At 67.2% G+C, this 15,680-nt stretch carries 15 protein-coding genes and 1 pseudogene; 8 read left to right on the top strand and 8 right to left on the bottom strand.

Translation table 11 applies throughout. The annotated features are described in order from the left end of the window. Positions 1-278: 278 nt before the first annotated feature. Positions 279-725, top strand: a complete 447-nt coding sequence (locus ACFQ4G_RS11780; RefSeq protein WP_379040244.1) for a TadE/TadG family type IV pilus assembly protein — start codon at positions 279-281, stop codon at positions 723-725. Continuing rightward, the gene (locus ACFQ4G_RS11775; protein ID WP_238206561.1) at positions 725-2,374 is read left to right on the top strand and encodes a TadG family pilus assembly protein; all 1,650 of its coding nucleotides are present in this window, start codon (positions 725-727) and stop codon (positions 2,372-2,374) included. The genes ACFQ4G_RS11780 and ACFQ4G_RS11775 overlap by 1 nt, the downstream gene beginning before the upstream one ends. 228 nt (positions 2,375-2,602) lie before the next feature. Here ACFQ4G_RS11775 and groL read toward each other — a convergent pair whose 3' ends face one another. Continuing rightward, positions 2,603-4,246, bottom strand: a complete 1,644-nt coding sequence (gene groL / locus ACFQ4G_RS11770; protein WP_238206563.1) for a chaperonin GroEL — start codon at positions 4,244-4,246, stop codon at positions 2,603-2,605. A gap of 94 nt (positions 4,247-4,340) precedes the next feature. Beyond that, positions 4,341-4,628 carry a co-chaperone GroES gene (gene groES / locus ACFQ4G_RS11765; protein WP_238206565.1) on the bottom strand — a complete coding sequence of 96 codons (288 nt, stop codon included), beginning with the start codon at positions 4,626-4,628 and terminating at the stop codon, positions 4,341-4,343. Between the two features lie 214 nt (positions 4,629-4,842). Here groES and ACFQ4G_RS11760 point away from each other — a divergent pair, with 214 nt between their 5' ends. The 5 genes from ACFQ4G_RS11760 to ACFQ4G_RS11740 all read left to right on the top strand — a co-directional run bounded on the left by ACFQ4G_RS11760 (position 4,843) and on the right by ACFQ4G_RS11740 (position 10,801). Continuing rightward, positions 4,843-5,859, top strand: a complete 1,017-nt coding sequence (locus ACFQ4G_RS11760) for a magnesium transporter CorA family protein (RefSeq protein WP_238206567.1) — start codon at positions 4,843-4,845, stop codon at positions 5,857-5,859. Positions 5,860-5,973: 114 nt separating this feature from the next. After that, a complete protein-coding gene (locus tag ACFQ4G_RS11755) occupies positions 5,974-7,422 on the top strand; it encodes a lipopolysaccharide biosynthesis protein (RefSeq protein ID WP_238206569.1) in 1,449 nt (482 codons plus the stop codon). An 88-nt stretch (positions 7,423-7,510) separates the two neighbouring features. Further along, positions 7,511-8,698: an FAD-binding protein gene (locus ACFQ4G_RS11750; protein WP_238206571.1), complete on the top strand. Its 1,188-nt coding sequence runs from the start codon at positions 7,511-7,513 to the stop codon at positions 8,696-8,698. Further along, complete coding sequence (locus tag ACFQ4G_RS11745) at positions 8,685-9,302, top strand: DUF2585 family protein (RefSeq protein WP_379040240.1); 618 nt, start codon at positions 8,685-8,687, stop codon at positions 9,300-9,302. The genes ACFQ4G_RS11750 and ACFQ4G_RS11745 overlap by 14 nt, the downstream gene beginning before the upstream one ends. A gap of 113 nt (positions 9,303-9,415) precedes the next feature. After that, positions 9,416-10,801, top strand: coding sequence for a heterodisulfide reductase-related iron-sulfur binding cluster (locus ACFQ4G_RS11740; protein WP_238206573.1), 1,386 nt, complete (start codon positions 9,416-9,418; stop codon positions 10,799-10,801). 3 nt (positions 10,802-10,804) lie between these two features. Here ACFQ4G_RS11740 and ACFQ4G_RS11735 read toward each other — a convergent pair whose 3' ends face one another. From ACFQ4G_RS11735 to fumC, 5 genes and pseudogenes are all read right to left on the bottom strand, one after another. Further along, positions 10,805-11,041 carry a DUF2283 domain-containing protein gene (locus ACFQ4G_RS11735; RefSeq protein ID WP_379040276.1) on the bottom strand — a complete coding sequence of 79 codons (237 nt, stop codon included), beginning with the start codon at positions 11,039-11,041 and terminating at the stop codon, positions 10,805-10,807. Between the two features lie 8 nt (positions 11,042-11,049). Next, a pseudogene (locus ACFQ4G_RS11730) lies at positions 11,050-11,250 on the bottom strand (DUF4258 domain-containing protein); the annotation flags it as partial. Positions 11,251-11,258: 8 nt separating this feature from the next. Further along, entirely contained in the window at positions 11,259-11,480 is a 222-nt protein-coding gene (locus tag ACFQ4G_RS11725; protein WP_238206577.1) for a ribbon-helix-helix domain-containing protein, read from the bottom strand. Positions 11,481-11,530: 50 nt separating this feature from the next. Next, positions 11,531-11,722 (bottom strand): DUF4169 family protein, encoded by a 192-nt coding sequence (locus tag ACFQ4G_RS11720; protein ID WP_238206578.1) that lies wholly within the window; start codon positions 11,720-11,722, stop codon positions 11,531-11,533. Positions 11,723-11,749: 27 nt separating this feature from the next. Beyond that, complete coding sequence (fumC, locus tag ACFQ4G_RS11715; protein ID WP_238206579.1) at positions 11,750-13,174, bottom strand: class II fumarate hydratase; 1,425 nt, start codon at positions 13,172-13,174, stop codon at positions 11,750-11,752. A 142-nt stretch (positions 13,175-13,316) separates the two neighbouring features. On the opposite strand from fumC, the gene ACFQ4G_RS11710 reads away from it, so the two are divergent. Continuing rightward, on the top strand, positions 13,317-14,711 hold the full coding sequence (locus ACFQ4G_RS11710; RefSeq protein WP_238206580.1) for a cytochrome P450: 1,395 nt from the start codon (positions 13,317-13,319) through the stop codon (positions 14,709-14,711). A 40-nt stretch (positions 14,712-14,751) separates the two neighbouring features. Here the strand turns inward: ACFQ4G_RS11710 and ACFQ4G_RS11705 are convergent, their stop codons facing one another. After that, a complete protein-coding gene (locus ACFQ4G_RS11705) occupies positions 14,752-15,396 on the bottom strand; it encodes an SspB family protein (protein ID WP_238206581.1) in 645 nt (214 codons plus the stop codon). Positions 15,397-15,680: the final 284 nt, after the last annotated feature.

The raw sequence follows: 15,680 nt of genomic DNA, 5'->3' as shown, positions 1-15,680 counted from the left end.
CGTTTCCGGGCATGTCCTTACAAAATTCTTTGTAGGATTTTCGTCTTTGTATCCCTAGGTTGCATTGATTTATGAGATGCACCGCTGATGAAAAGGAATAATTTCTTAATCAAAGGTTATGAAATGTACCAATCCGTACTATAGATTCCGAGCCGGGTCACGACATGACAGCGTGCATGGCCCAAATTCGAAGACCGCTTAAAGATTCCGTTATGAAATCGCTCCGATCCTAGGCACCGAAAACGCTCGGGTTATTCGGTATGGTCGAGATTGTGGCGATGACGATGAAGCGACGTCGGTCCATTACTCCAGGATCGTTTTTCGGTTGCACGCAAGGTACTTCGGCCGTCGAGTTCGCTCTCGTCGTCCCGGTCCTGCTTGCCCTGTTCGGAGGGATCGTCACCTTCGGGATCTATCTCGGCGCGTCCCATAATCTGCGGCAGCTTGCCTCTGAGGCGGCTCGCGCCTCGATCGCAGGCGTCAGCGATCAGGAGCGCGCCGATCTCGCGCGGCAGCGCGTCACCACCGCGCTGGCGAGCGGCGCCATGTTCAAGCCCGGGACCGTGGATGTTCAGGTCGGCTCGGATGCGACCGACGCGTCCCTCTACACGGTGACGCTGGTCTTCGATGCGAAGGCGCTGGGTTTCTCGGGCTTCTCCGGGCTGATCCCGATCCCGCCGGATCTGATCAAGAGTTCGGTGAGTGTGCGACGGGGAGGCCTGTGATGAACGTCTCCGTCTTCTCTCGGGATCGGAACGGCTCGGTCGCGGTCTTCACCGCCTTCGGCATGACGGCCCTGATGGCGGTGGCTGCCGTGGGCGTCGATCTCGGAGCGATGGTCCTGGCACGCCGTCGCGCGCAGGGCGCCGTCGATCTCGCGGCGATGATCGCCGCCACCAATCCCGCCAGCGCCGACGCCCTGGCGCGCCGGTCGTTGAGCGATAACGGCTACGCCGACGCCGTGATCACCGTGGAGACCGGGACCTATGCCGGCGATCCCAAGCTCGCCGTGGCCTCGCGCTTCGTCGCCGGCGCGGCACCGGCCAGCGCCATCCGGGTTGCGCTTCAGACCGCGACGCCGACCTATTTCGCGCCCGCCCTCGGTTTCAGCCGCGAGGTCGCCATCGGGGTGAAGGGCACCGCCGCCACGGCGCAATTCGCCGCCTTCACCATCGGCTCGGGCCTGGCCTCCCTCGATTCCGGCATCGCCAACGCGATCCTCGGCGCGATGCTGGGGCGGACGGTGTCGCTGTCGGTGATGGATTACAACGCGCTGCTCGGCACCCGGGTCGATGCGTTCCGCTTCCTCGACGCGCTCGCGCCGACGCTCAACCTCCAGGCCGGCAACTATTCCGACATCATCAAGGGGAGCGTCTCGGTCGGCCAGTTCGTCGCGGCGCTGCAGGTGGTCGCCGGCTCGACCGCCAACGGCTCGGCGGCCGCCTCCGCCCTGGCGCAGATCTCCGCGACGCTGCAGGGCGCCGGCCCGACCATCCAGATCGGCGACCTCGTCGATCTCGGCGATCTGGCCGGCCTGTCGCCGGGCGCGGGAACAAAGGGTCCCCAGATCGGGCTGATGGACACGCTGTCCGAGGCGGTCTCCCTCGCCAACGGGGACCGGCAGGTGGCGATCAATCTGGGGCCGTCGATCCCGGGGCTCCTCAAGACCCAGGTCACGGTCGGGATCGGCGAGCGGAAACAGAGTTCGGGATACGTCCAGCCGGGCGGCCCCCGTGCGACGGTGAATACCGCCCAGACCCGTATCCTGATCGAGGCCAGCCTCAGCCTGCCTCTCGGCCTTGGAACGCTGACCCTGCCGGTCTACGTCCAGGCGGCGCAGGCCAAGGCCACCTTGCGGAATGTGACCTGCCCCTGGTCCAACGTGAGCGGCCGGCAGGTCACCCTCGACGCGCAGCCGGGACTGGCCGATCTCGCCATCGCCAACATCCCGAGAAATCTCGTGGACCCCGCAGCGGCGACGCCGGACCTGACGGCGCCGGCAACCCTGCTCCAGGTCACGCCCCTGCTGAACGTCACCGGCCGGTCCCGCCTGACGCTGGGAAGTCCCTATGCGCAATCGGTGAGCTTCAGCGAAGACGAGATCGCGCGACATACCGTCAAGACGGTCACCTCCTACGGACTGACGCAATCCGCAGTGACGAGCCTGATCCAGAACCTGAGTCTCACGGTCAACGGGATCGGCGTCATCGCGCCGGGCCTGATCACCAGCACCATCGCCACGGCCCTGTCCGGCATCGCCCCCGCCCTCGACGGCGTTCTGGCGAACACGCTGCGCACCCTCGGCCTGAGGCTCGGCACCGCCGATCTCACCGTCGACGGCGCGCGCTGCGACCAGGCCGTCCTGGTGCAGTAATTGTCAAAGAGCCTGTTTGAGTTGTCTTTCCAAGGCTTTACCTCATCTTGAGGTGCTCTGATGGGATGATCTGCTTTGGCATGAAAAGCCGCAGATAAATCCGATCAGACAGGCTCTAAAGAGAAAAGGGCCGCCTCGCGGCGACCCTCTCCTTACTCTTGCACCCAAGTCTAAGCCCAGCCTGCCGGGCTTAGACATACCGCGTGAAGCGTGGGCGTACTGAACTTCTTAGAAGTCCATGCCGCCCATGCCGCCGCCGCCCGGCATCTGGGGAGCGCCGCTGTCCTTCTTGGGAGCGTCGGCGATCATGGCCTCGGTGGTGACGAGGAGGCCGGCCACGGAGGCGGCGTCCTGCAGCGCGGTACGCACGACCTTGGCCGGGTCGACGATGCCGGCCTGGATCATGTCGACGTATTCTTCGGTCTGGGCGTTGAAGCCGAAGGTGATCGAAGAGGTGTTGTCGGTGATCTTGCCGACCACGATCGAGCCTTCGACGCCGGAATTGGCGGCGATCTGACGGATCGGGGCCTCGAGCGCCTTCAGCACGATCTTGATGCCGGCCTGGACGTCCGGGTTGTCGCTCTTGAGATCGCGAACGGCCTCACGGGCGCGGAGGAGGGCGGTGCCGCCGCCGGGGACGATGCCCTCTTCCACCGCAGCGCGGGTGGCGTTGAGCGCGTCGTCGACGCGGTCCTTCTTCTCCTTGACCTCGACCTCGGTCGCGCCGCCGACGCGGATGACCGCGACGCCGCCGGCGAGCTTGGCCAGGCGCTCCTGGAGCTTCTCACGGTCGTAATCCGAGGTGGTCTCTTCGATCTGAGCCTTGATCTGGCCGACGCGGGCTTCGATCTCGGTCTTCTCGCCGGCACCGTCGATGATCGTGGTGGTCTCCTTCTCGATGCGGATGCGCTTGGCGCGGCCGAGCATCGGGAGGGTGACGTTCTCGAGCTTGATGCCGAGATCCTCGGCGATCATCTGACCCTGGGTCAGGATCGCGATGTCCTCGAGCATGGCCTTGCGGCGATCGCCGAAGCCCGGAGCCTTGACGGCAGCGACCTTGAGGCCACCGCGCAGCTTGTTCACGACGAGCGTGGCGAGAGCCTCACCCTCGATGTCCTCGGCGATGATGACGAGCGGCTTGCCGGTCTGCACCACGGCCTCGAGCACCGGCAGCATCGCCTGCAGCGACGACAGCTTCTTCTCGTGGATGAGGATGTAGGGGTCCTCGAGCTCGGCGACCATCTTCTCCGCGTTGGTGATGAAGTACGGGGAGAGGTAGCCGCGGTCGAACTGCATGCCCTCGACGACGTCGAGCTCGGTCTCGGCGGTCTTGGCCTCTTCGACGGTGATGACACCCTCGTTGCCGACCTTCTGCATGGCATGGGCGATCATCTCGCCGATTTCCTTGTCGCCGTTCGACGAGATCGTGCCGACCTGGGCGACTTCCTCGGACGAGGCGACCTTCTTGGCGCGGGCGACGATGTCCTTGACGGCGGCGGCGGTGGCGATGTCGATGCCGCGCTTCAGGTCCATCGGGTTCATGCCGGCGGCGACGTACTTGGCGCCTTCGCGGACGATGGCCTGGGCCAGCACGGTGGCGGTGGTGGTGCCGTCACCGGCGATGTCGTTGGTCTTCGAGGCCACTTCGCGCACCATCTGGGCGCCCATGTTCTCGAACTTGTCGGCGAGCTCGATCTCCTTGGCGACGGTGACGCCGTCCTTGGTGATGCGCGGCGCGCCGAAGGACTTCTCGATGACGACGTTGCGGCCCTTGGGGCCGAGCGTCACCTTCACTGCATCGGCGAGAATGTCGACGCCGCGAAGCATCTTCTCGCGGGCATCGGAGCCGAAGCGGACTTCTTTCGCTGCCATGTTCAAATCCTCATGAGGTTCGGAGCCCTGAGGCGCTCGATCGAAGAGCGCGCTCGAAGGGCTCGGATGGGAAGAAGGAAGAGGGCGGGTCGCCTTAGGCGACGACGCCCATGATGTCGGATTCCTTCATGATCAGCAGGTCCTGACCATCGATCTTGACCTCGGTGCCGGACCACTTGCCGAACAGGATCCGGTCGCCGACCTTCACGTCGAGCGCGTTCACGCGGCCGGCTTCGTCACGGGCGCCGGGGCCGACGGCGATGATCTCGCCCTCTTGCGGCTTCTCCTTGGCGGTATCCGGGATGATGATACCGCCCTTGGTCTTCTCTTCGCCTTCGATACGGCGGACGACGACACGGTCGTGCAGCGGACGGAACTTCATGAGCTGCCCTCTTGCTTCGAATTCATGGATGGCGTTGATGCGGCCGGAGGGCGCGCCCAACCCAGGCTGTTAGCACTCCCGAGCGAAGAGTGCCAAAGCCAGGCGGGAGGTAGGCTCAAGCCTTGCGCGAGTCAAGACGGCGACGTCGCGTCGTGCCGCCTTCACAGAGCATGTTCTGCTCCGCGTTCGCCGACAGACGGATGATAATCGCCCCATGATCAGTCTTCAGGGACCGCAAGGCGCGGTCGAGCATTCCGGCGCAGCCGATGGCGGCACCGTGCCGAACCATGCGATCTGGATCGATCTCAACGACCCGAGCGCCGAGGAGGCGGAACACATCGAGGCGGCCACGGGTCTGCGTGTGCCCTCGCGCAAGGCCCTGAGCGAGGTCGAGAATTCGAGCCGCCTGCGCCGCCTCAAGAACGGCCTCTCGCTATCCACGCCGATGATCACCTTCGACAAGGTGGATTCGCAGCTGACCCCGCTCGGCTTCGTCCTGACGAAGGACCGCCTCATCACCGTGCGGTTCAACGAGCTGCGCGCCTTCGCCGAGGTCAAGAAGCGCATCGGCGAGGGCGACGGCGATTGCGCGTCCGGCACCGAGATCTTCCTGCTGCTGATGGAGGAACTGGTCGACAGCCTCGCCGACGCCCTGGAGGAGATGGGGTCCGACCTCGACGCGCTCTCCACCCGGATCTTCGATTTCGACGTGAGGGCAGGCGGCGTCGCCAGCGATGCCGGCAGGACTCCGGGCACCGGAACCCCGCGGCGGCGCGACCTCGCCCTCCGGCGCATCCTGCGAAGCGTCGGGCGACGGGGCAAGGCGCTCGGCAAGATCCGCTCGAGCCTGCTCGGACTGGAGCGCATTCTCCCCTTCGTCGCCGGCGAGTGCGAACACCTCCTCGGCGAGGGCGAGATGCCGCGTTTCGAGACCCTGCGGCGGGACATCGCCTCCCTCGACGAGTTCGAGATCCGGCTGTCGGAAAACGTGCAGTTCCTCCTCGACGCGACCCTCGGCCTCATCAACATCGAGCAGAACAACACCTTCCGGGTGCTCACCGTCGTCTCGGTGGTGGGCGTGCCGCCGACCCTGATCGCCTCGATGTACGGCATGAACTTCAAGCACATGCCGGAACTCGACTGGTTCTACGGCTATCCCTATGGTCTGTCGTTGATCGTCGTCAGCGCGATCATCCCCGTCATCTTCTTCAAGCTGCGCGGGTGGTTCTGAGCCGCGCGCGACCTCGTCTCCTCTCGGCTTAGGGGAATCTTTGCGGGCGGGGCGCAAGGATCGGAAACAGGGCCGGACGTCCGGCGACCAGAATCGACCCCCAGAATCGACCTCATGGCCGTGATCACCGCCTTCATCCTGAATGCCGGGCTCAATTTCGGCCTCGGCCTGCTCCTGGCGAAGCTGATGGGGCCGGCGGATTTCGGCCTGTTCGGCCTCGCCACCACCGGCGCCGTGGTCCTCAACACCCTGGTCTTCGAATGGCTGCGCCTGTCGGCGACGCGGTTCTATTCCAGCCGCGTCCGGCGCGAGGAACCATGGATCCGTCATGGGCTCGACCGCGCCTACGCGATCCTCGCCCTCGTCCTGCTCGTGGCCTCCGCCCTCTGCGCCATTCTCGGCGCGACCGTGGAGATGGATGCCGAAGGCCGCCTCGCCATCGCGGCCGGCGCCGGCATGGCCGCCTTCGGCATCGGCCTGTTCGATTACCACGCGGCGCTCGCCCGCGCGCGCTTCGATGGCGGCCTCTATCTCAAGCTCACCATCGTCAAGAACGGCCTGTCCTTCCTGCTCATGGCCGGGGCGGCCTGGCTCTTTCCCCAGCCGGTCTGGGTCCTCGTCGCCTGCGGGCTCAGCCAGTTCCTTCCGGTGGTGGTCCTGCGCAAACCCCTGCTCGATCCGCCGGTGCCGATCGTCAGGGTCCGGATGGGCGAGACCTGGCGCCTCTTCCGCGCCTACGGGCTTCCGCTGATCGCCGCGAACGCGATCTACCAGATCACGCCGTTCCTCAACCGGAGCGCCATCGCCATGCAGTTCGGACTGGCGGAGGCCGGCTATTTCGCCCTCTCGGCCGACGTGGCCTCGCGCAGTCTCAGCATGATCGGGACGGCCATGGATCTCATTCTCTTCCAGCTCGCCGTGCGGGTGGACGAGCACGAGGGTCATGTGGCGGCCGAGGCCCAGATCGGGCGCAATGCGGGGATCGTGGTGGCGCTGATGGTGCCCTGCGCCGGCGGCCTCTGGGCCGTGCTTCCGGCGATCCAGGGTCTCGTCGTGCCGGAGGCGTATCGCGGCCCCTTCGTTCTCTACGCGATGCTGCTGATCCCCGGCCTGCTCTGCGGCACGCTGATCAATTTCGGCCTCAACCCGATCTTCCAGATCCGCCGCAAGACGGTCCCGGTGATCGCCGCCGCCGTCATCGGTCTCGCGGTGAACGCCGCCTGCCTGTTCGTCCTGCCGGCGCGTTTCGGCGCACCGGGCATCGCCATGGCCCAGAGCGCCGGCCTCGTCGCCTCGACCCTGTGGCTGGCGGTCCGGGCGCTGACCGGCCCGCGCCGGCTGCGCATCGCGTGGCGGGACGTCTTCACCGCCTGCGCCTCGACCCTGGCGATGATGGGCTGCCTCGCGCCGTTCCGGCACATGGACCCGGCCGCCGCCCTGGCCCTCTGCGTGCCGCTGGGCATCCTGGTCTACGCCGCCCTCGTCTGGATCTTCGACATCGCCGGCCTGCGGGGAATGCTGGCGACCCATCTCAAGCAGCGCGCCATGACGCCGACGGCCTGAGGAACCGGCCCCGCTTGAAAGCGGTGCCTCCCTTCCCGCATATGGTCCGGCAAAGGATGCCGTCGAGCATCATGTCGGGTAGGAAACGATGCGGTCATACGAGCCTCAGGACGAGGGCGAGGCGCAAGCCATCGTCGCCGACGCTGCCGCCCGGTCCGAGCCGATGCGGCTCGTCGGCGGGGGCACCAAGGCCGCTGTCGGCCGGCCGGCCCAGGACGAGGCGACTCTCTCCTCCCTGAGATTGTCCGGGATCACCCTCTACGAGCCGGCCGAGATGGTGGTGGCCGCGCGAGCCGGCACGCCCCTCGCCGAGGTCCAGACGCTGCTCGCCGAGCGCGGCCAGATGCTGCCCTTCGAACCGATGGACCATCGCATCCTGATGGGCTCGGCCGGCGAGCCGAGTTTCGGTGCCGTGGCGGCGACCAACAATGCCGGCCCGCGCCGGATCAATGCGGGGGCCGCCCGCGACAGCCTCATCGGCGTGCGCTTCGTCAACGGGCGCGGCGAGGCGATCAAGTCCGGCGGCCGCGTTATGAAGAACGTGACCGGCCTCGACCTCGTCAAGCTCATGGCCGGCTCGTGGGGCACGCTGGGCCTCCTCACCGAAGTGACCTTCAAGGTGCTGCCGGTCCAGGAGCGCGTGGCGACCCTGGCCTTCCCGGGCCTCGACGACGCGACGGCGGTGGCCGCCCTCAGCGCGGCGCTCGGATCGCCGTTCGAGCTCACCGGCGCCGCCCACCTGCCCTCCGGGCTCGACGGGCCGAGCCCGCGCACCCTGATGCGCGTCGAAGGGTTCTCCGAATCCATCGACTATCGCCTCGGCGAATTGCGCAAGCTCCTGAAGCGGTTCGGCGAACCGGAGATCATCGAGGACGGGATCGGGGCGGTCCTCTGGGCCGCGATCCGCGACGTGATCCCGCTGACGGAGCCGCGCATCTCCGCCGTGTGGCGGATCTCGACGACGCCGGGTCACGGCCCGGCCGTCACCGCCGCCATCGCCGCGCAGCGCGAGGCGCGCTGGTTCTACGATTGGGGCGGCGGCCTCGTCTGGCTCGCCACCTCGGCCGAGGGCGATGCCGGCGCCGAGATCATCCGCGCAGCGCTCCGCTCCACCGGCGGCCACGCCACCCTGGTGCGGGCGCCCGACGCGGTGCGGGCCTCGGTCGCCGTCTTCGAGCCCCTGGCCGCACCGCTGATGCGGATCACGGCCGGGATCAAGGCGGCCCACGACCCCAAGGGCGTGTTCAATCCGGGCCGGATGTATGCGGGGATTTGAGCTTCGCGCCGACGCCGTTCCGACCGCCCGGCCGGCGCTCCATTCCGTCTTCTACGCCGCTGCGGCACTGCTGGTGCTCGGAACGGCGGTCACGCTCCTCGCCATGGGCCGTGAGCCGTTCTGCACCTGCGGGACGATCCGCCTCTGGTACGGCAACGTCCACGGGCCGGAGAATTCGCAGCAGATCGCCGACTGGTACACGCCGTCCCACGTCATCCACGGCTTCCTGTTCTACGGCGCGGCCCATCTTGTCGGCCGGATCGTCGGCCGGCCCCTGCCGCTCGGCCTGGGATTCCTCATCGCCGTCGGCGTCGAATGCGCCTGGGAAATCGCCGAGAACACGCCCGCCGTGATCGCGCATTACCGGCAGGCGACCATGGCCGCCGGCTATGTCGGCGACAGCGTGCTCAACTCGCTCTGCGACATCGCGGCGATGGCCCTCGGCTTCTGGCTCGCCCGCCGGCTTCCGGCCGCGGCGGTGGTGATCGCGGGGCTCGCCATGGAGATCGGCGTCGGCTACGCTATCCGCGACAATCTCACCCTCAACGTCCTCATGCTCCTGCACGATTTCCCCGCTATCAGGGCGTGGCAGGCCGGGGCTTAGAGGCGTTCCAAGGCTCGGCTTCCGTCGACATTGTCTCTAAGCTGCGGGAAACAGCGCCGGGCGGCGGAAGATCGCTCCGCGTTTGGACGATGTCGGGACCCCGAGGAAACGCCGTGCAGACCAATTTCAGCCTGACGCAGCTCGCCGATCCGGCGATGGCGGCCTCGGAGAAGATCCTGCGGACCTGCGTGCATTGCGGGTTCTGCACCGCCACCTGCCCGACCTACCTGCTGCTCGGCGACGAACTCGATTCTCCGCGCGGCCGCATCTACCTGATCAAAGACATGCTGGAGGGCGGAAAGCCGGCCACGCCGGAAGTGGTCAAGCACGTCGATCGCTGCCTCTCCTGCCTGTCCTGCATGACGACCTGCCCGTCGGGGGTGCATTACATGCACCTCGTGGATCACGCCCGCACTCATATCGAGGAGACCTATCGCCGGCCGCTGAGCGACAGGCTCCTGCGCAGCGTGCTCGCCTTCGTGCTGCCCTATCCGAACCGCTTCCGCCTCGCGCTGCTCGCCGCCAAGATCGGAGGGCCGTTCCGGCCGCTGGTCGCCCAGCTTCCGCGGGTGGGCAACCGCCTCGCGGCGATGCTCGACCTCGCCCCGGCGCTCCTCCCCAACCGCAACATCACCGACCGGCCGGGCATTTTCCCGGCCGACAACCGTGCGCGGGAAGCGAGCGCCATGCTCCAGGGCGAGGCCGCCCCGAGCCGGGCCAGCCGGGTCGCTTTGCTGCGCGGCTGTGCCCAGAGCGTCCTGCGCCCCGATTTCAACGAAGCGGCGATCCGCCTCCTCACGCGCCACGGCGTCGAGGTGGTGCAGGCGAAGGGGGAGGGGTGCTGCGGCGCGCTCACCCATCATATGGGCAAGTCGGAATCCTCCCACGCCCAGGCCAAGCGCACCATCGATGCCTGGATCGCCGAGATGGACGGCGCCGGCCTCGACGCGATCATCGTCACCGCCTCGGGCTGCGGCACGACGATCAAGGATTACGGCTTCATGTTCCGCGACGACCCGGCCTATGCCGAGAAGGCGGCCCGGGTCTCGGGGATCGCCAAGGACGTGACCGAATACGTGGCGACCTTGGGCCTGATGCCCCCGCTCTTCGAGAGCGACCTCGTGGTCGCCTACCACTCGGCCTGTTCGATGCAGCACGGGCAGGGCATCCGCACCGAGCCGAAGAACCTGCTCAAGAAGGCCGGCTTCACCGTGAAGGACGTGCCCGAAGGCCATATCTGTTGCGGCTCGGCCGGCACCTACAACATCCTCCAGCCGGAGATCGCGAACCGCCTTCGCGCCCGGAAGGTGGCCAATATCGAGCGCTTGCGCCCCGACCTCATCGCCACCGGCAATATCGGCTGCGCCACGCAGATCGGGAACGGCACGAGCCTCCCCATCGTGCACACCGTGGAATTGCTGGATTGGGCGACGGGCGGCCCTAAGCCAGCGGTGCTCGAGGGCCTGGGCGGGACGCGGGTGCTGGAGGCGGCGGAGTAGCGCTCAGGCCGCGTCGGCCAGGGATTTCAGATCGGCGCCGCGCGCCATGTGCACCGACGCGTCGAGGATTTCGATACCGACGACACGACCTTCGGCGTCGAGATCGAAGATGATCCCCGGACGGATTTCCTCGCTCTCCACCACGGACTCGTCGGAGAAGCCGAGATAAAGCGCGTCGACCTGAGAATCGTAGCTCGTCTTCGTCGGTTTAGCCTCCGTGTTCGGTTCCGATCGAGGAATGCCGTGATCACACGAATTTCGCTGTGCGGGCTTTCATCTATCACGCGAAGGATGCGTCCGCCGCATTCCGGCAGTGATCGATACGCCCTCATGCGCTCGGGGTGATCGGGGTCCGGTTCCAGGGATTCCGGGTTCCTGATCGTCCTTTCGATCCATTCTCGGTCGAGTCCGCGTCGGGCGAGACGTTGATCGGCATGATCGACGAACAGGATCGGCTTTATCGTCCCCGCTCTCGAACCGAGCTGAGCACGAACACCCGGATCGCCGACGACAAATTCTGCGCGCCCCGCGCCTCGTCGATCTCGCCGATCAGCACCTGAACCGATTGCTCCCTGGCGGCGGCGATCTCGCGCAGCGCCTCCCAGAACGGCGTCTCCAGCGACACGCTGGTGCGGTGGCCGGCGATCATCACCGAGCGTTTGGTGGTGCCGGCGGTCATCGCGGTCGGTCCCTCCCCCCTCCGCGGGGGAGGGGGACGCGTCGCGCTCGTCACCCGTCCGAATCCGGCCCCACGAGCTTGTGGCCCTCGTGGCGCGAGAATTCGATGGCCTTCTTGGCCTCGGCCAGGGTCTTCGCCTTCTTCGGTCGGCCGAAGGCGATTCGGTTGTCCGCCGCCTTCTCTTCCTTCTCGGCCCGCAACTTTCCCTTGCGGACCGAACGCAGGTTGATGATCTCGGCCATATCGAACCCCGTCAGTCGACGCGTTGTTCAGTCGACGCTCGGCGCCAGCATGGTCTCGGGGCGGACGACGCGGTCGAACTCCTCCTCCGTGACGTAGCCGAGGCGCAGCGCCTCCTCCTTCAGGGTGGTGCCGCGCTTGTGCGCGGTCTTGGCGATCTCGGCGGCCTTGTCGTAGCCGATCGAGGGCGCGAGCGCCGTCACCAGCATGAGCGAGCGGCTCATCAGGTCGGCGATCTTGTCCTCGTTGGCCTTGATGCCGACGACGCAATTGTCCGCGAAGCTGACGGCCGCGTCGGCGAGGATGCGGATCGATTGCAGTACCGCATTGGCGATGACCGGCTTGAACACGTTGAGCTCGAAATTGCCCTGGCTACCGGCGAAGCTCACCGTGGTGCCGTTGCCGATCACCTGGGCGCAGACCATGGTCAGCGCCTCGCACTGCGTCGGGTTGACCTTGCCCGGCATGATCGACGAGCCGGGCTCGTTCTCCGGCAGGGAGAGCTCGCCGAGACCCGAACGCGGGCCCGAGCCCAGGAAGCGGATGTCCTGGGCGATCTTGAACAGGCCCGCCGCCAGCGCCGAAAGCGCCCCTTGCGTGAAGACGAGGGCGTCGTGAGTGGCGAGCGCCTCGAACTTGTTGGCGGCCGAGGTGAAGGGCAGGCCGGTGAGCTCGGCGACCTTGGCGGCGAACTTCTCCGCGAATTCCGGATGGGCGTTGAGGCCGGTGCCCACCGCCGTGCCGCCCTGCGCCAGGGCCAGCACGCCCGGAAGCGTCGCCTTCACGCGCTCTGTGCCCAGAGCCACCTGCGCGACGTAGCCGGAAAATTCCTGGCCGAGGGAGACGGGCGTCGCGTCCTGCAAATGGGTGCGGCCGATCTTGACGATGGACGAGAACGCCTCGGACTTGGCCTGGAGCGCGTCGTGCAGGTGCTTCAGGGAGGGCAGCAGCCGGTCGTTGATCTCGCGCGAGACCGCGATGTGCATGGCCGTCGGGAACACGTCGTTGGAGGACTGGCCCCGGTTGACGTGGTCGTTGGGATGGACCGGCGATTTGCCGCCGCGCTTGCCGCCGAGCAGCTCGTTGGCCAGGCTGGCGATGACCTCGTTGGCATTCATGTTCGACTGGGTGCCGGAGCCCGTCTGCCAGACCACGAGGGGGAATTCCTGGTCGTGCTCACCGGACACCACCTCGGCCGCGGAGGCGGCCACGGCCTGGGCCACCTTCGGATCGAGGGCGCCGAGGTCCTGGTTCACCAGGGCGGCGGCCTGCTTGACCATCCCGAGGGCATGGACGAGGGGCGCCGGCATCTTCTCAGTGCCGATCTTGAAGTTCTGGATCGAGCGCTGGGTCTGCGCGCCCCAGTAGCGATGGGCCGGAACCTCGATCGGGCCGAACGTGTCGGACTCGGTCCGGGTGGCGGACGTATCGGTGGGGCTTTCGAGCGGCGACATCGTGGCCTCTTAGATGGCGGGATATGCGGCCCTACTTAGACGGTGCGGCCCAAAACCGCGATGGTGGTTTATTGCAAAGGCGTCACAGGTCCGTGCCGGAGTCAGGCATCGTCCCCGTCGATGCCAGCGAGGACGAATGCCGATGCCTGTGGACGCCGCGACCATGGAGCCCGACGCCCTCCCGCGCTTTCGCCCGACCGTACCGCGCCCGCGGCGCGAGCAGCCGGGGCTGTTCGCCTTCCTCAAGGCGGTCCGCGCCAACCCGATCACCACCTGGCTCGACGAGCATTTCGTGGAGCCCGTCGTGGCGCGCGAGGGCGCGATGGGCCGCGTCACCGTGGTCAGCGATCCGGCCCTGATCCGCTACCTTTTCGTGGAGAACGCCGCGAATTACCGCAAGGACGACCTGCAGCGCCGCGTCCTGGCGCCGGGCCTCGGCAACGGCCTCCTGACGGCGGAGGGGGAAGAGTGGAAGCTGCAGCGCCGCACCCTGGCGCCGATCTTCTCGGCCCGCCACGTCCAGGGCTTCGCCGCGCCGATGAACGAGGCCGGCGCGCGGATCGCCCGGCGGCTCGCCCGGCGCGATTCCACGCAGGTCGACGTCGCCCTGGAGATGACCCGCGTCACCCTCGACGTGCTGGAACGGACGATCTTCACCGAAGGGCTCTCCAGCGATCCCGACGCGCTGGGCCGCGCGATCACGCGCTTCCTCGAATCCGTCGGTCCCGTCGATCCGATGGACGTGTTCGGCGTTCCCGCCTTCGTTCCGCGCATCGGCCGCATCCGGGCGCGGCCGGCGATCCGCTTCTTCGAGGAGGTGGTGAACGCCCTCATCGCCCGCCGGCGCGTCCAGCTCGACGCCGGAACGGCGCCCTCGGATCTCCTCACCCTGCTGCTGCAGGCGCAGGACCCGGAGACGGGCAAGGGCCTCACCGATTTCGAGGTCAGGGCCAACATCGTCACCTTCATCGCGGCCGGCCACGAGACCACGGCGAACGCGCTCACCTGGGCGCTCTACTGCCTGTCTCAGGACCACGAGGCCCGCAGACGCGTCGAGCGCGAGGTCGATGCGGTACCGGGCGACGCCTTCGATGCCGAGGCGCTCCCCTTCACCAAGGCGGTGATGGAGGAAACGATGCGGCTGTTCCCGCCGGTCCCGTTCATGAGCCGGCAGGCCATCGCGGAAGACCGCATCGGCCGGATCAAGATCCCGAGGAATTCGCTGATCATGGTGGCGCCCTACGTGCTGCACCGCCACCGCACCCTGTGGGACGAGCCCGAGGCGTTCATGCCGGAGCGTTTCCTGCCCGAGAACAGGGCCAAGGTTCAGCGCTTCTCCTACCTGCCCTTCGGAGCCGGGCCGCGGGTCTGCATCGGCCAGAGCTTCTCGCTGCAGGAAGCGGTCATCGTCCTGGCGCACATCGCCCGAAGCGCGCGCTTCACGCTGGCGCCGGACCATGCCCCGGTGACGCCGCTGCAGCGTGTGACGCTGCGACCCGAACACGGGTTGCGGATGCAGGTCGAGCGGCGGGACTGACCTCCGATCCGGGCCCAAGCGCAAGACGCCGCGATGCGCCTCAGCTCTTCTTGCGGAACGCGTCGAGGCTGACGACTTCGGCGCTGGCGTCGTTGCCCTCGGTTTTCTTGGCTGCCGGGCGGGCGGACTTGTCGTCCCCCCCGTTCTCGGTCTTGTCGAGATTCTGGCTGGCTCCCTGCGCAGGCAGGAGCTTGGGGACGCTCGCGCCGATCGCCGCCACGGCCTTGCCCTTGGGCAGGATCTCGCTCGGCTCGGACGCCGCGCCACGCGGCGCGTTCTTCGTGCCCGGCACCTGCGGCGCATCGTCCTGCGCCTCTTCTTCGGCCGTCTCGTTCAGGTCGAACTTGAGGCCGAACTGGACGGAGGGATCGAAGAAGCCGCTCAACGCGTCGAAGGGCACGAGAAGACGCTCGGGGACGCCGGAGAAGGACAGGCCGACCTCGAACGCGTGTTCGGTGACGCCGAGGTCCCAGAACTGGTGCTGGAGGACGATTGTCATGTCCTGCGGATATTTTTCCCGCAGGCGCTGCGACATCCGCACACCGGGCGCTTCGGTCCTGAACGACACGTAGAAATGGTGCTCGCCAGCGAGCCCTTCGCGGGCCGCGTCGGTCAATACCTTGCGGACGACGCCGCGCAGGGCATCCTGAACCAGAAGGTCGTAACGGATCAGATCGTCTGCCATCGCTTGCCGCTTTGCCCGGTACCTGCCGGAATATCGCGCTGGTGGCGCACCGGGTCGGTGAGTTGACGTGAAGGCTTGCCGGAATCGGGCGCCTTCTCCTACCCCGCCCTCCCGGTATGGTCCGGTCGAACGCCGGTTTCAATCGTGCCGTTCCCGCTGCGATCTCCGCAGGGGGCGGTGAATTGACACCGTATCCAAGAACCCAGGATTCTGGTGAAAACGCCTGGGTCGACCGGCTTTCACCGAAGACCGTCAGGCGCCCGGTCCGGCCTTTCGACCGAACG

This window comes from Methylobacterium marchantiae, assembly GCF_042679825.1.
Lineage (GTDB): Bacteria > Pseudomonadota > Alphaproteobacteria > Rhizobiales > Beijerinckiaceae > Methylobacterium > Methylobacterium marchantiae.
Note: the sequence above shows the minus strand (reverse complement) of the source record. Positions and strands in the feature narration are given on the sequence as shown.

Bases quoted from the DNA above. Each gene is read 5' to 3' on its own strand.
- ACFQ4G_RS11750 (WP_238206571.1), top strand. From the start codon at position 7,511: ATGCGGTCATACGAGCCTCAGGACGAGGGCGAGGCGCAAGCCATCGTC.
- ACFQ4G_RS11710 (WP_238206580.1), top strand. From the start codon at position 13,317: ATGCCTGTGGACGCCGCGACCATGGAGCCCGACGCCCTCCCGCGCTTT.
- ACFQ4G_RS11745 (WP_379040240.1), top strand. From the start codon at position 8,685: ATGCGGGGATTTGAGCTTCGCGCCGACGCCGTTCCGACCGCCCGGCCG.
- ACFQ4G_RS11780 (WP_379040244.1), top strand. From the start codon at position 279: ATGACGATGAAGCGACGTCGGTCCATTACTCCAGGATCGTTTTTCGGT.
- ACFQ4G_RS11720 (WP_238206578.1), bottom strand. From the start codon at position 11,722: ATGGCCGAGATCATCAACCTGCGTTCGGTCCGCAAGGGAAAGTTGCGG.
- ACFQ4G_RS11755 (WP_238206569.1), top strand. From the start codon at position 5,974: ATGGCCGTGATCACCGCCTTCATCCTGAATGCCGGGCTCAATTTCGGC.
- ACFQ4G_RS11775 (WP_238206561.1), top strand. From the start codon at position 725: ATGAACGTCTCCGTCTTCTCTCGGGATCGGAACGGCTCGGTCGCGGTC.
- fumC (WP_238206579.1), bottom strand. From the start codon at position 13,174: ATGTCGCCGCTCGAAAGCCCCACCGATACGTCCGCCACCCGGACCGAG.
- ACFQ4G_RS11705 (WP_238206581.1), bottom strand. From the start codon at position 15,396: ATGGCAGACGATCTGATCCGTTACGACCTTCTGGTTCAGGATGCCCTG.
- groL (WP_238206563.1), bottom strand. From the start codon at position 4,246: ATGGCAGCGAAAGAAGTCCGCTTCGGCTCCGATGCCCGCGAGAAGATG.
- groES (WP_238206565.1), bottom strand. From the start codon at position 4,628: ATGAAGTTCCGTCCGCTGCACGACCGTGTCGTCGTCCGCCGTATCGAA.
- ACFQ4G_RS11725 (WP_238206577.1), bottom strand. From the start codon at position 11,480: ATGACCGCCGGCACCACCAAACGCTCGGTGATGATCGCCGGCCACCGC.
- ACFQ4G_RS11760 (WP_238206567.1), top strand. From the start codon at position 4,843: ATGATCAGTCTTCAGGGACCGCAAGGCGCGGTCGAGCATTCCGGCGCA.